The following is a 15,217-nucleotide window of genomic DNA, read 5'->3' as shown; positions in this document are numbered from 1 at the left end:
CCACAGGCTGTGGGAAACTTGCTTGTAAATGGATGAAAACAAGTCCTGATACTGCTGACACTTCCTCTTTTGAGGGGGCAAAAGGTGAAAGTTATCCACATTTTTGTGGATAAGTGATAAAAAACAGTGGATAAGTCAGCTAGTTTGTGAAAAGGAGAATAGTGTGAAAAAAATTTGGTTTTACGCAATCGTTCAGGGAATTGTGATCTTTTTTATTGTGGGTGGCATGACCTTTGTACTTAGGGGAGATTTCTTTTTCCGCTACCTATCCCCTATTTTTGGACTAGCAGCAGCTGTCTTGCGATTTGGGACGGCGACTTTAATGAAGGTGCTAGCACCTACTCTCTACGATGATCCCAAAAAGAAAGAAGAGAGCCACGATAATTAAAGAAGTTGGTGACTTAAAAAGTTGAGCTAAAGGCCACTTTCTGCTGGTCTTTATGGTAAAATAGAAGGAAGAATATTAGTTTGGAGATTAATTAGAAATGAAACGTTCAATGTATGCTGGACGTGTTCGTGAAGAACACATTGGAACTCATATTACTTTGAAAGGATGGGTTAGCCGTCGTCGTGATTTGGGTGGTTTGATCTTTATTGATTTACGAGACCGCGAAGGAATCATGCAATTGGTGATCAATCCAGAAACAGTTAGTGCAGAAGTGATGGCCACAGCTGAAAGCATCCGCAGTGAATATGTTGTAGAAGTGACAGGTCTTGTGGAAGCTCGTGAACAAGCGAATCCGAACTTGCCAACTGGAGCAGTAGAACTTAAGGTAGAGGCTATTACGGTTCTTAATACTGCCAAAACAACGCCATTTGAAATCAAAGACGGAATTGAAGCCAATGATGATACTCGTCTTCGTTACCGCTACTTAGACCTTCGTCGTCCTGAGATGTTGGAAAACCTCAAACTCCGTGCAAAAGTAACTCATTCAATCCGCAATTATTTAGATGAATTAGAGTTTATTGATGTGGAAACACCGTTCCTTTCTAAGTCAACTCCAGAAGGAGCACGTGACTACTTGGTTCCTTCCCGTGTCAACAAAGGCCATTTCTATGCCCTTCCACAAAGTCCTCAGATTACAAAACAATTGTTGATGAATGCTGGATTTGACCGCTATTATCAAATCGTGAAGTGTTTCCGAGATGAGGATTTACGGGGAGACCGTCAACCTGAGTTTACACAGGTCGACTTGGAAACTTCTTTCTTGAGTGATCAAGAAATCCAAGATATCACAGAAGGCTTGATTGCCCGTGTCATGAAAGAAACTAAAGGAATTGAAGTAACACTCCCATTCCCACGGATGAATTATGATGACGCGATGGCCTTGTATGGTTCAGATAAACCAGATACACGTTTTGAAATGTTGCTCCAAGACTTGACAGAACTTGTCAAGGGTGTAGATTTCAAAGTCTTCTCAGAAGCTCCAGCAGTTAAGGCGATTGTCGTTAAAGGTGCAGCAGACCATTACTCTCGTAAAGATGTCGATAAATTGACGGAAGTTGCGAAGCAATACGGTGCAAAAGGTCTTGCTTGGGTGAAATATGCTGAAGGTGCTTTGAACGGTCCTGTTGCGAAGTTCTTGACAGACTTGACAAGTGACTTGACAGCTGCTTTACAGTTAGAAGACAAAGATCTAGTTCTCTTTGTAGCAGATACTCTTGAAGTAGCCAATGCAACGCTTGGTGCTTTGCGTGTTCGTCTTGCGAAAGAGCTTGACTTGATTGACAACAATCAATACAACTTCCTTTGGGTAGTGGATTGGCCAATGTTTGAATGGTCTGAAGAAGAAGGCCGTTATATGTCTGCTCACCATCCATTTACACTCCCACAAGCTGAAACAGAGCATGAATTGGAAGGCGATCTTTCAAAAGTTCGAGCAATTGCCTATGATATCGTCTTAAATGGCTATGAATTAGGTGGAGGAAGCCTACGGATTAATCATAAAGATTTACAAGAACGGATGTTTAAGGCACTTGGATTTACAAAAGAAGCTGCCAATGAACAATTTGGTTTCTTGTTGGAAGCAATGGATTATGGTTTCCCACCACATGGAGGATTGGCAATTGGTTTGGACCGCTTCGTGATGCTTCTTGCAGGTGAAGATAATATTCGGGAAGTCATTGCCTTTCCTAAGAATAACAAGGCGACAGATCCAATGACACAAGCTCCTTCTGTCGTTTCTGAAAAGCAATTGGATGAGTTAAATCTTCAAGTAGAAGTAGCAGAGCAAGAATAGGACAAGAGAGAAAAGGGAAAGTCTAGGAATCAGTTGCTCTAAGATTTTCCTTTTCTTCTAATCGATGGATTGAAAATGAAAAAAACTCGCTTTCATAAGCTATTTCGCTATCATGTGCGGCGACTAGCTTATAACATTAAATTATTGCGCGTGCTGAAGAGCATCTCCCGTGAGAAATACGATGAAAAAGTGTCAGCTTCCTTGCTGTATGGTTTTCTATCAGCGATTGCCGTCAACTTCTTCTTTCAACCAGGACATGTATACTCCAGTGGTGCAACAGGGCTAGCTCAGATTTTATCTGTTCTGAGCCAACGCTTTATTGGCTTTACGATTCCCGTTTCCTTAACCTTTTATGCCATCAATATCCCTTTGATGATTGTGGCTTGGTATCAAATTGGCCATAAATTTACCATCTTTACCTTTATTACGGTTTCGATGAGTTCCCTCTTTATTCAGTTCGTGCCAGTGGTAACTTTGACCAATGACCCGATCATGAATGCCCTATTTGGTGGGGTTGTCATGGGAACAGGGATTGGTTTTGCTCTTCGGAACAACATTTCCAGTGGGGGAACGGATATTGTCAGTTTGACGATTCGAAAACGGACAGGAAAGAATGTCGGCAGTATCTCTTTTTTGGTCAACGGGACCATTATGTTGATTGCTGGTCTGACTTTTGGTTGGAAATATGCTCTTTACTCTATGATTACCATCTTCGTATCGAGTCGAGTAACGGATGCTGTCTTTACCAAGCAAAAACGAATGCAGGCAATGATCGTAACGAGCCAGCCAGATGCCATTATTGAAAAGATTCATAAAAAATTGCATCGTGGAGCGACTATTATCCACAATGCAGAAGGAACCTATAACCACCAGGAAAAAGCGGTTCTGCTGACAGTTATTACGCGTGCAGAGTTTAATGAATTCAAATATATTATGAAAAAAGCTGATCCTCAGGCTTTTATCACCATTTCAGAAAACGTTCATATCATTGGACGCTTTGTGGAAACAGAAGAATAAAAATAAGGTCACCACATTGTGGTGACCTTATTTTGTTGATTCAGTTTCGTGGAGAAGGAGCCAACTATGAGCAGATATAGAAAGTTCCTTTCCTTTAGGAATAGGCGTTTTTAGATTGGCATGAGGATAGGCAAATAACAGCTGACTATCGCTCGGATGTTGATAGGTCTGTTCTTGATCGCCGATATTGACGAGAATCGTTATTTTTTCACGATTTTTTTCAATCGTGTAGATCAAATGATGTTCAGACAACCATTTGACATCACAGTAGTCGCGAATCTCTTGCCCTTTTTTCAAATGAAGGAGTGGCTGTGATTTCCGATAAGCAATCAATTCTTCAAGAAAAGCAATTTCTTCTTGGCATTTTGAAAGGGATGTCCAGTCCAATTGGTTGAGACTATCTGGCAAGTTATAGGTGTTATCTTCGAGCCCTTTTGTGCGGTAATGTTCTTGGCCAGCATGGATAAAAGGCACTCCTTGAGATAATAGTACCAAATGAAGCGCGAGGCGAGAGAGAGCTTTTCGATCTTCTAGACGAATCTCTTCCTTTTCAAGTTGGAAATAATCAAAAACAGTAGCATTGTCGTGGCATTCGACGTACTGAATGGCTTGTTGAGGTTGGGTGAAATGAGCAGGCCCTAGCTTCCCGACATTCGCCGCTAGAATGTTAGCAAAATCATTTGCGGGATGTTGACTCTCACGACGGTGACCGGCTACAAGTGTTCTCTTGATCGTATCCCGGAAGTTATCACTGAAAAAGCCAAAGGCTGGTAATTGTTTAGCGTTATACTGGTGAGCGAGCTGGTCTTCAGAGAGGCCCGTATCCATCTTCCACCCTTCCCCATAGAGATGGATGTTAGGATAGATTTCACGGAGCTCTTCTGCAATCTCTGTCATGGTTTGAATATCTAGGATTCCCATCAAATCAAAGCGAAAACCATCAAAGCCGTAGAGGGAAACCCATTGTTTGAGGGATTGCTTAATATACTGTCTCACCATGGAACGTTCACTTGCCACGTCATTTCCACAGAAGGTTCCATTGGTCCGCTCTCCCTCTGCATTATAGCGGTAGAAATAACTAGGAACGATCTGTTCAAAAGCGTACTCATCTGCCTGGTAGACGTGATTGTAGACTACATCCATGATGACACTCAGATTAGCCTGGTGATAAGTGTCAATGGTGTCTTGGAGCTCTAGGATTCGTGCATAAGGATCGTTAGGATCGCTCGCATAGCTTCCTTCTGGAACATTGTATTGGACAGGATCATAGCCCCAGTTGTAGACTTTCCATTGATCCTCTTCATCGACACTACCGAAATCATAGACAGGAAGTAACTGTACATGGGTAATGCCCAGTTTTTGAAGGTAATCAAATCCAAGGATCTGACCATTGAGTTGAGGCGATTCTGTCAACCCTTTAAACTTACCAGGGTGTTTAAAGCCGGCCTCTTTTTGGACAGAGAAGTCCCGAACGCTCATCTCGTAGATGATTGCTTCTGTCGGGTCTAGTTGACGAGCAGCACGTGTGATAGGACGTGTGATCTTCTTGCGGTCGATGACCAAGCTATCTCCAGAGTTTGCTAAAGAGGATAGAGCATAGGGATCGTGGATCCGACGTTCTAGGCCATTGACACGGAACTCATAGTGGTAGGCAGCTCCTTCCCAGTCCCCTTTAAGCAAAAGTTCCCAGACTCCATTTTCTGTACGATGCATTGGATAGACCTGATCTTCGATATGAAGGGTCACGTCTTGCGAAATGGGTGCCCAGAATTTAAATTGCGTCTGATTTGGTGTGTAAAAACTTCCTAAATCCTCTCCAGTATAGGTGAAGGTTTGATCGAAAATGGGTTTGCGAACGATGTTTCGATAGTGGAGTATAGAAGAATTTCCAGTAGCATCGTAGATGGTGTACTCTTCTCCGAGTTCAAGTGGAATAGGGCTTAAGAAATAGTCTCCTGTGTCAGTCGCTGCACTTGACGTTTTGACAGGGATTAAGGCAAGATGACCTTGGTTCGTTTCCAAATAAAAAGGAAGGATATGCTCCTCTCCTTTTTGGATAAGAATCAGGTCTTGGTCATCTAAATAAGCAGTAAATGTAGACATAAAGACTCCTAAAGTTTCGTAATGGTATGGTCAATCAATTGACGGTAGCAAACGGTTTTTCCTTCTTTGTGATCCTTGATAATTTGTAGAATCGTTCGAACAGATTCGCGTCCGAGTTCAACCGCATTAATGTCAATATAGGCTTCAATATCGAGTCGTGGCTTGATCGAATCAAAGGAAATAATCGGGATTGTCAGCTGGTGTTCTAATAGGTATTGGCGCACCCCTTCAGCAACGAGAATATCGGTCGTCATAATCGCATCTAGTTCTGTTAATGGTAGACTCTCCATCATTTGATAAGAATTATCTTCTAACATAAACCCAAATGAAAAATGAACGAGTTTTTCATCGAGAGGAATCCCTGCTTTTTGGAGGGCTTCTTTATAACCTTGGTAGCGGTCTTGAGACACAAACAGCTCTTTGTTTCCCCCGATAAAAGCAATTTTTCGATAGTTTTGTTGAATGAAATAATCCGTCGCATCAAATGCAGCCTTAATATTATCATTATCCACTAGCGATACAAAAGGAGAAGCTGCCTTTCCAAGGATGAGGAAGGGGAACTTGTCTTTGATCGCAAAGTCAACGAGGGGGTCATTCGGGTTGGAATAAAGGAAAATCAAACCATCTACACGATTTCCGTAGATGAGTTGTTTGAGGTTGTTGAGCCGACGTTCTTCATTTTGCCCCGTACAGATTTGGATGGCATAATCATTGTCTGAAGCGATCTGGGTAATCCCTCTTAAAACAGTTGGGAAGAAAGGATTCTGGTAGAAGACGTCACTGTCGATTGGTAGGACCAAAGCAATGACTTGACTAGATTGGCTGACAAGGCTGCGAGCATTAAGATTGGGATGGTAATCCAATTCGACCATGGCCTCACGGACACGTTTTTTTGTTTCATCACTAATCGTGGATTTGTTTTGGATGACGCGCGTGACAGTTGAAGGCGCGACGCCAGCGAGTTTTGCTACATCTTTGATGGTAACACGCATGAGAAAACCTCCTAGCGGTGATAGTCTGGATCACGGAAGTGGGTCTTATAAAATACCATAGCAAGATAGAGTACAAATAAGACATTTTGGATCATGATTGTCGTAGTAAATACTTGATGGAATAGTAAACTGATGAGGACACTCAATAAAATAGGGAGTCCCAAGCAATTCAGAATACAATTGAAACATTCCTTGAAAGTTTGTAGTGAAAAAAGTCGAGATTTTCGTGTCAAGTAGAGGAAGAAAGATGCCCCTACGATGAGTATCAAATAATTAACTGTTGATAAGAAGCCGGAGAAAATGACGAGAAAGAGACTGACGGGGAGTCGATTCTCACGGAACCAATCGCTAGAAATAGCTTGAGTGAAGCTTTTTTTATCCCGAAGGCTCTCTTGATTGATAGCCTGGTATGAGACGGTAGCGAGTTCTTTATTTTCTTTTGAGATGATCAACTGTTTTCGATCAAAATGGAGTGTTAACTCCTTGCCCTCACTCGCCTTTGCTTCTTGGCCTAAGACAACCTGTCCTTTTGAAGTCTTGTGTACAGGGTTAGTTCCTGTATAGGTGAGCTCTTGGTCTTTGATCACAACGTGTTCTTGGATATCTTTCATGACGTCATTTGATAAGGGGTCAAACACATCACTAACAAAAGTTGTTAAAGGATAGGTTTTGAGTTGAGCATTTTGAAGAGCCACTGGTAATAGTGTGACAGAAATCAGAAAGAAAGAAGTAAAAATCATTTGGAACCAGCTCAGCTTTTTGCGGTTTGCAAAAGAAGAGCGGAAATTGAAGATACTTGCGAAATAATTAAAAGGATAGGGCATGCAATGACCTTTCTAAACATAAGAGAATCAGAGATGCAAAGAGAAATCTCTTTGATTGATTTTATTCTTAACGAAGGGTAGTAAAGCATTACCCATACTACCCTTAACTTAAAAATAAAATGTGTTTGAAATAAGGATCTATTTTATCCTTTATCCCCACCAGCTGTCAAGCCTGAAACAAAGTTCTTTTGTAGGAAGAAGAATAGGATACAGATTGGAACCGCGATCAAAATAGCACCGGCTGCAAAGAAGGCGATCTTTTGATCTTTTTGGTCGCTGATAAAGGTTTGAAGACCAACGGCTACCGTATAGTTTACTTCATCACGAAGCAAGAATTTAGACAAGATATAGTCTCCGAAAGGACCCATGAAAGCCCAAAGTGCTTGAACGGCAATCATTGGACGAACCAGGGGAAGAACGATTTGCCAAAAGCGGCGGAAGTGCCCTGCACCATCCAATTTAGCAGACTCATCAAGTGAGATTGGAACGGTATCGAAGTATCCTTTCATCAACCAAGCATTCATTGGGATACCTCCACCAACATAAAGGAAGATCAAGAACCAAGGTTGGTTCAAGGCATTCAGCATCAAAGCCATAACGAAGAAGGCTGTGAGGGCTGCCATGGTTGGGACCATTTGAATGATCAAGAAGAAGACCAAACTTTGTTTACGCGCCAAGAAATTGTAACGGCTGTATGCGTAACCTGCGAAGGTAACGATACTGGTTTGCACAATCATGGTGATAATGGCGATAACCAAGGTGTTCATATACCAAGTGCCATAAGGTGTTTCAGAGAAAAGTTTTGAGAAGTTATCAAAATTAAGATTGCCACTAAAATCAAGTGTAAAGGCACTGACATTCCCCGATTTGAAGGCTGATAAAACCGTAATCAACAATGGATAAATGATAACGATTGAAAGAACCACCATGTACAGGTAAGTCAAGAAATGATTGAGGCGGCGTTTAAATTGAACCGAATTTTTCATTTTATACATCCTCCATATCAAATGCGTGTAGTTTCTTGAAGGCAATCATAGAGATTGAGATCACGATCACAGAGATAATCAAGGTTACCGCTGCAGCCATTGAATATTGAGGAGAGGTATTGGTTGTCAACTTATAGATCCAAGAAATCAAGATATCTGTAGATCCAGCGTTTCCTCCGACAGAACCAGGTCCCCCATCGTTAAACAAGTAAATGATGGAGAAGTTGTTGAAGTTGAAGGTATATTGACTAATCAAAGTTGGAGCTGCAACCGCCATAATCATTGGGAAAGTGATGTTGCGGAATTTTTGCCAACCATTGGCACCATCAATATAAGCAGCTTCGTAAAGATCGTTTGGAATCGATTGAAGAATCCCCAAAGTCAAGACGTAGATATAAGGGAAACCAAGCCACCCTTGCATCATAATCAAAGCGATTTTTGTCCAAGTAGGATCTGTCTTCCAAGGAATCAAGACGCCATCTAAGAATGGGAAGATCTTCGCAAACAATGGGAGAACTTGGGCGTTGATGGCACCGACACTATCGTTAAACATATTTGAGAATGTGAGGATAGTGATGAAGGCAGGGACAGCCCAAGGAAGCAAGAAGATAACCCCAAAGATTCGTTTTCCTTTTACGAATGGTTGGTTTGCCACGATGGCTGTCAAAATACCGAGTACAATTTGAAGGGTTGATGCTGCGAGAGCCCAAATCAAGGTCCAGCCAAGAACAGATGTAAAGGCTGAACGGAAGGTACTCAAGGTCCACATGTTAGTGAAGTTTTGGAATCCGATCCAATCCAACAAGGTTGTTGGTGCGGTATGTTTGAAGTCGTAGTTGGTAAAGGCGATCATCAAGGTAACCAAAACTGGGAAGATAATCGCAAAGGTCATAGCGATATAAGAAGGGATAATCAAAAGATAAGGGAATCCATTTTCATAGATCGCATGAACCATTTCTTTTCCAGTTTTTGGAACGGCAATACCATTGTTAATGCGTTTAGCAACTGTTCCTGCATCCTTAATATTTAAGGCATAAAATAGGAAGTAAACAATGGTAATGATCAAGTGGAAGGCGCCACGAATCAAGATAAAGAGGGAATTATCTTGTCCACGGACTGTTCCAAGTGTAACCAATTTCGCTAATTCTCCAGCTCCGATTCCAATGAAGTAAACGAGAAAGAGAACGGTTACGGCAAGAAAAATATAGCCTTTGGTTTTTTGTTTGTTATAAATTTGCCCAAGACCCGGGATCAAAGAGAGCCACATAGCCTTTTTAGGATTTTGTTCTGTAGTCATTCAAATCTCCTTATAATGTCCTTGCCAGAGAGCAAGAAGACAAGTTTGACAGTGATCTAGTAGAGGGTTCATAATTGAACATAAGAGGTTGGGACTTTGTCTCCAACCTCTTACTCAAACCTAAAAACTGTCTTATTTGCTACCGAATTTTTGTTCGATGGTTTCTTTAATCAATTTCACTGCATCGTCAGCAGCATCTTTTGCAGATTTTTTACCACTTACAGCATCGAAAAGCATAGTAGCAGCTGGATCCCAAACAGCACTCATTTCAGAGATGTTTGGCATTGGCTTAGCGTTCTTGAACTGATCAACAACGGCAGTTGTCAATTCATCGTTTTTACTAACCGCATATTTACGAGCTTCTGTGTTGGCAGGAACTTCATTTGTCTTGTCAAACAAAGCTTTTTGTTGGTCAGTGCTTGTCAAGAAGTCAATGAATTTTTGAGCGCCATCAAGGTTTTTCGCACCTGCAGGGATAACCCAAGCTTTACCACCACCAAAGGCAGAATATTGTTTTCCGTTTGGAAGAGTTGGAATAGTTGCAACACCGTAGTTTACTTTAGCTTCTTTCAATGAAGCAGCTTTCCAAGGGCCATCGATGATAGCAGCTGTTTTACCTTCTTGGAATTGTGTTTGGATGAAGTTAGCAGCACCTTTTGTATCTTGCAAACCTTTAGGCCATTTAGCATACCAAGTTTTCGCATATTCGATACCGTCGATAGAACCTTGGTTGTTCAAACCAATATCTTTAGGATCTGTACCATCTTTACCAAATACATAACCACCATTACCTGAAAGCAAACCGTAAGTGTAGTAGAAGTTTGTCCAGTCAGCTAAGAAGGCAGTTGTTTTACCAGGTTCGCTAGCAAAATCGTACTTGCTGTCTTTTGCAAGATTTTCAAGGTCAGCAAATGTTTTTGGAGCTTCGCTTACAAGATTTTTGTTATAGTAGAGAACCAAAGTTTCGATGACGGCGGGTGCACCGTAAACTTTACCACCGTTTGTGACAAGTGCCTCAGTTGTTTTATCGGTGTGGCTATCTTTGTTCAATGTCACTTCAGCCAATTGACCATCGTTACCGAGACCACCTACACGGTCGTATGGTGCCATCATAACGTCTGGAGCTTTTTTAGATTGGTTATCAAGAGAAAGGTTATCCAATCCACCAAGGGCATCACCAGTTTTGATTTTAACTTTTACGCCACTTTCTTTTTCAAAAGCTTTTGCAGCTTCTTCAACATAAGATTTGTAGCCTTTGTCTACATAGACGTTGATTTCTTTACTTGCCTCAGAAGAACCTGATGAGCTATTGCTACAAGCAGCAAGTAAGAAGCCGGCAAAACCAACTGTACCAAGTACAGCAGCACTACGTAAAATTGTACGTTTCATGATTTATTCCTCCTAAAGAATAAAAAAAGATAATAATTAGAAACCGTTTTAGACAAACGTTTTCCTAAAACGTCTTAAGTATATCACAAGGCGAAAACGTTTGCAAGTAGTTTTAAACAATTTTTTTAAAAATATTTTAATTCCGAACTTTCTTCTATAAAGTACATCAAATTTGTTGACATTAGCCAAAGGAAAGAATACACTAAGGGGGTGAGGACATTCTGAAAAAAGTTAAAAAAGTTTTTAAGAAATCCCTTGCAGAAAATAGGGAAAAAGTTTATAATAACATGGTACGCAAACGTTTTCGCAAAAATTGCGTAAACTGAGTTGCGCCTGTTCGATTTTTAACAAAGAGTAGAGCCGCTTGAGAGCTGGATACGACTCTGCAACGATACCCATACCGTGCACCGAATCGCAGGTTTCAAAGAAATAAAAAGAGGTGGTAACCCATGAAAAAACGTCAAAGTGGTGTTTTGATGCACATTTCTTCCCTTCCTGGACAATACGGGATTGGATCATTCGGTCAATCAGCATATGATTTTGTTGATTTCCTCGTTCGGACCAAGCAACGTTACTGGCAAATCTTGCCGCTTGGTACAACTAGTTATGGAGATTCTCCATACCAATCTTTCTCAGCTTTTGCTGGGAACACTCATTTTATTGATTTCGATCTTTTGATTGAACGAGGTTTGTTGACAGAAGCAGATCTTAAAGGAGTGGACTTTGGTCAAGATCCTACTCAAGTGGATTATGCAAAGGTTTTCGAACAACGTCGTCCGCTACTTGAAAAAGCCGTTGCGAATTTCTTGAAATCAGGTGATCAAAAAGAATTCCAAGCCTTTTGCGAAGCCAATGCTTCTTGGTTGGAACTATTTGCAGAATACATGGCTATCAAAGAACACTTTGATTTAAAAGCCTGGACAGAATGGCCAGATGCAGCTATTCGTGCACGTGAACCAAAAGCTTTGGCTCAATACCGTGAAGAATTGGCGGATCAATTGACTTACCATCGTGTGACTCAATTCTTCTTCTTCCAACAATGGTTGGCCTTGAAAGCTTATGCCAATGACCATCACATTGAAATCGTCGGAGATATGCCAATCTATGTAGCGGAAGATTCAAGTGACATGTGGGCGAACCCTCATCTCTTCAAAACAGATAAAAATGGGAAAGCGACTTGCATCGCAGGATGCCCGCCAGATGAATTCTCAGCAACTGGTCAACTTTGGGGGAACCCAATCTATGACTGGGAAGCAATGGACAAAGATGGCTACCAATGGTGGATTGAACGCTTGCGTGAAAGCTTCAAGATCTACGACATCGTGCGGATCGACCACTTCCGTGGTTTTGAGTCTTACTGGGAAATCCCTGCTGGATCAGATACAGCAGCACCAGGTAAATGGGTCAAAGGTCCTGGCTACAAACTCTTTGCAGCCGTGAAGGAAGAGCTCGGTGATTTGAACATCATCGCTGAGGACCTTGGCTTCATGACAGACGAAGTCATCGAACTTCGTGAACGCACTGGCTTCCCAGGAATGAAGATTCTTCAATTTGCCTTCAATCCTGACGATGAAAGTATCGATAGCCCTCACTTGGCACCAAACAACTCTGTGATGTACACTGGAACACATGATAACAACACAGTTCTTGGATGGTACCGCAATGAAATCGACGATCCAACTCGTGAGTACCTTGCTCGTTATACCAACCGGAAAGAGTACGAATCTGTCCCACATGCTATGCTTCGCACAGTCTTTGCTTCCGTCAGCTTCATGGCGATTGCTACGATGCAAGACTTGCTTGAGTTAGAAGGCTCAGCTCGGATGAACTTCCCATCTACTCTCGGTGGCAACTGGTCATGGCGAATGACAGCGGATCAATTGACTCCAGCTGTCGAGCAAGAATTGCTTGATTTCACAACGATCTATCGTCGTGAAAACAAAGACTTGAAAAAAGAAGTTAAGAAAACAGAAAAATAATCTTTCCCCCCTATTAAAATTGTTGAAACAAAGGAGACTCTCAACATGGAATCATTACAAAAATATGTGATTGATCATCATAAAAAAACAATTGCTGAATGTTCAAATGAAGAATTGTACATTGCCTTGCTAAATTACACGAAGCAAGCAAGCGCTCAAAAGAAAATCAATACTGGTAAGAAAAAAGTTTACTACATCTCAGCTGAGTTCTTGATCGGTAAACTCTTGTCTAACAACTTGATCAACTTGGGTCTTTACGACGATGTCAAACAAGAATTGTCAGATGCTGGTAAAGACTTGATCGAAGTAGAAGAAGTGGAATTGGAACCATCACTTGGTAACGGTGGTTTGGGACGTTTGGCAGCCTGCTTTATCGACTCTATCTCAAGCCTTGGTTTGACAGGGGATGGGGTTGGTTTGAACTACCACTTTGGTCTGTTCCAACAAGTATTTAAAAACAACCAACAAGAAACCATTCCAAATGCTTGGTTGACTGACCAAAGCTGGCTTGTTCGTTCAAGCCGTAGCTACAAAGTGCCATTTGCACACTTCACATTGACTTCTACCCTTTATGATATCGATGTTCCTGGTTACAAGATCGATACCAAGAACCGCTTGCGTTTGTTCGACTTGGATTCAGTCGATTCATCTATTATTGAAGATGGTATTAACTTTGACAAGACAGATATCGCTCGCAACTTGACGCTCTTCTTGTATCCGGATGATAGTAACCGTCAAGGGGAATTGCTCCGTATCTTCCAACAATACTTCATGGTATCAAATGGTGCACAATTGATCATCGACGAAGCTATCGAAAAAGGAAGCAACTTGCATGACCTTGCTGACTATGCTGTTGTACAAATCAACGATACTCACCCATCAATGGTCATCCCTGAATTGATCCGTCTTTTGACAGAACGTGGTATTGGAATGGATGAAGCTATCTCTATCGTTCGTAGCATGACGGCTTACACTAACCACACAATCCTTGCGGAAGCCCTTGAAAAATGGCCACTTGATTTCTTGCAAGAAGTGGTTCCTCACTTGGTTCCAATCATTGAAGAATTGGACCGCCGTGTTCGCGCTGAATACAAAGATCCAGCTGTTCAAATCATCGATGAGAATGATCGCGTACACATGGCACACATGGATATCCACTATGGATTTAGCGTAAACGGGGTAGCAGCACTTCACACAGAAATCTTGAAGAATTCTGAGTTGAAAGCCTTCTACGACATTTACCCTGAAAAATTCAACAACAAAACAAACGGTATCACATTCCGTCGTTGGCTCATGCATGCTAACCCAACCTTGTCACACTACTTGGATGAGATTCTCGGACGTGACTGGCACCATGACGCATCTAAATTGGAAGACCTTCTTTCTTATGAAGATAAAGATGCAGTCAAAGCAAAATTGGAAAACATCAAGTCTCACAACAAACGGAAATTGGCTCGTTTCTTGAAAGACCATCAAGGTGTGGAAATCAATCCAAATTCTATCTTTGATACCCAAATCAAACGTCTTCACGAATACAAACGTCAACAAATGAACGCTTTGTATGTGATCCACAAATACTTGGACATCAAAGCTGGAAATATCCCTGCTCGTCCAATCACTGTTCTCTTTGGTGGTAAAGCAGCTCCTGCCTACACCATTGCACAAGATATCATCCACTTGATCCTTTGCTTGTCAGAAGTAATTGCAAACGATCCAGCGGTAGCTCCACACTTGCAAGTTGTTATGGTAGAAAACTACAACGTAACTGCTGCAAGCTACTTGATCCCAGCTAGCGATATTTCTGAGCAAATCTCTCTTGCTTCGAAAGAAGCTTCAGGTACTGGTAACATGAAATTCATGTTGAATGGTGCATTGACACTTGGTACGATGGATGGAGCCAACGTGGAAATCGCTGAATTGGTTGGACGTGACAACATCTACATCTTCGGTGAAGATTCAGAAACGGTTATCGATCTTTATGCCAAATCAGCATACAAATCAGCAGACTTCTATGAACGTGAAGCTATCAAACCATTGGTAGACTTCATCGTCAGCGATGCCGTTCTTGCAGTTGGGAACAAAGAGCGTTTGACTCGTCTTCACAATGAATTGATCAACAAAGACTGGTTCATGACTCTTCTTGACTTGGAAGACTATATTGTCACCAAAGAACGCATGTTGGCTGACTACGAAGACCGTGATGCATGGTTGGATCAAGTCATCGTTAACATTGCGAAAGCAGGATTCTTCTCATCTGACCGTACGATCGCTCAGTATAACGAAGATATTTGGCACTTAAACTAATCACTATTTGTTAGACCAAGGTTCTTAAGACCCTGGTCTTTTTCATCTTTTGCACACATTATTTTCCAAATGAATTTCATTTGAAC

The 15,217-nt window shown here is 41.6% G+C and carries 11 protein-coding genes; 5 read left to right on the top strand and 6 right to left on the bottom strand.

Annotated elements, in window-relative coordinates; genetic code table 11:
- The first annotated feature begins 163 nt into the window (after positions 1–163).
- From O3602_RS07785 to O3602_RS07775, 3 genes are all read left to right on the top strand, one after another.
- Positions 164–388, top strand: a complete 225-nt coding sequence (locus O3602_RS07785; RefSeq protein WP_003002041.1) for a hypothetical protein — start codon at positions 164–166, stop codon at positions 386–388.
- Positions 389–485: 97 nt separating this feature from the next.
- On the top strand, positions 486–2,240 hold the full coding sequence (gene aspS / locus O3602_RS07780; RefSeq protein ID WP_371611472.1) for an aspartate--tRNA ligase: 1,755 nt from the start codon (positions 486–488) through the stop codon (positions 2,238–2,240).
- A gap of 75 nt (positions 2,241–2,315) precedes the next feature.
- The gene (locus O3602_RS07775) at positions 2,316–3,257 is read left to right on the top strand and encodes a YitT family protein (RefSeq protein ID WP_151379229.1); all 942 of its coding nucleotides are present in this window, start codon (positions 2,316–2,318) and stop codon (positions 3,255–3,257) included.
- Between the two features lie 27 nt (positions 3,258–3,284).
- On the opposite strand, the gene pulA is transcribed toward O3602_RS07775, so the two are convergent.
- The 6 genes from pulA to O3602_RS07745 all read right to left on the bottom strand — a co-directional run bounded on the left by pulA (position 3,285) and on the right by O3602_RS07745 (position 10,848).
- The gene (gene pulA, locus O3602_RS07770) at positions 3,285–5,360 is read right to left on the bottom strand and encodes a type I pullulanase (protein WP_371611471.1); all 2,076 of its coding nucleotides are present in this window, start codon (positions 5,358–5,360) and stop codon (positions 3,285–3,287) included.
- A gap of 8 nt (positions 5,361–5,368) precedes the next feature.
- Positions 5,369–6,352, bottom strand: a complete 984-nt coding sequence (locus O3602_RS07765; protein ID WP_371611470.1) for a LacI family DNA-binding transcriptional regulator — start codon at positions 6,350–6,352, stop codon at positions 5,369–5,371.
- 11 nt (positions 6,353–6,363) lie between these two features.
- Complete coding sequence (locus O3602_RS07760; RefSeq protein WP_371611469.1) at positions 6,364–7,176, bottom strand: DUF1189 domain-containing protein; 813 nt, start codon at positions 7,174–7,176, stop codon at positions 6,364–6,366.
- 143 nt (positions 7,177–7,319) lie between these two features.
- Complete coding sequence (locus O3602_RS07755; RefSeq protein WP_270299959.1) at positions 7,320–8,162, bottom strand: sugar ABC transporter permease; 843 nt, start codon at positions 8,160–8,162, stop codon at positions 7,320–7,322.
- 1 nt (position 8,163) lies between these two features.
- On the bottom strand, positions 8,164–9,459 hold the full coding sequence (locus O3602_RS07750) for a sugar ABC transporter permease (protein WP_151379233.1): 1,296 nt from the start codon (positions 9,457–9,459) through the stop codon (positions 8,164–8,166).
- 132 nt (positions 9,460–9,591) lie between these two features.
- Positions 9,592–10,848: an extracellular solute-binding protein gene (locus O3602_RS07745; protein WP_371611468.1), complete on the bottom strand. Its 1,257-nt coding sequence runs from the start codon at positions 10,846–10,848 to the stop codon at positions 9,592–9,594.
- Between the two features lie 449 nt (positions 10,849–11,297).
- Between O3602_RS07745 and malQ the strand changes: the two genes are divergently transcribed.
- On the top strand, positions 11,298–12,827 hold the full coding sequence (gene malQ, locus O3602_RS07740) for a 4-alpha-glucanotransferase (RefSeq protein WP_003012781.1): 1,530 nt from the start codon (positions 11,298–11,300) through the stop codon (positions 12,825–12,827).
- Between the two features lie 45 nt (positions 12,828–12,872).
- Complete coding sequence (gene glgP, locus O3602_RS07735) at positions 12,873–15,131, top strand: glycogen/starch/alpha-glucan family phosphorylase (protein ID WP_003012930.1); 2,259 nt, start codon at positions 12,873–12,875, stop codon at positions 15,129–15,131.
- Positions 15,132–15,217 lie beyond the last annotated feature (86 nt).

Origin of the sequence: Streptococcus sp. 27098_8_186, assembly GCF_041432055.1 — a bacterium.
Taxonomy (GTDB): Bacteria; Bacillota; Bacilli; order Lactobacillales; family Streptococcaceae; genus Streptococcus; species Streptococcus dentalis.
Note: the sequence above shows the minus strand (reverse complement) of the source record. Positions and strands in the feature narration are given on the sequence as shown.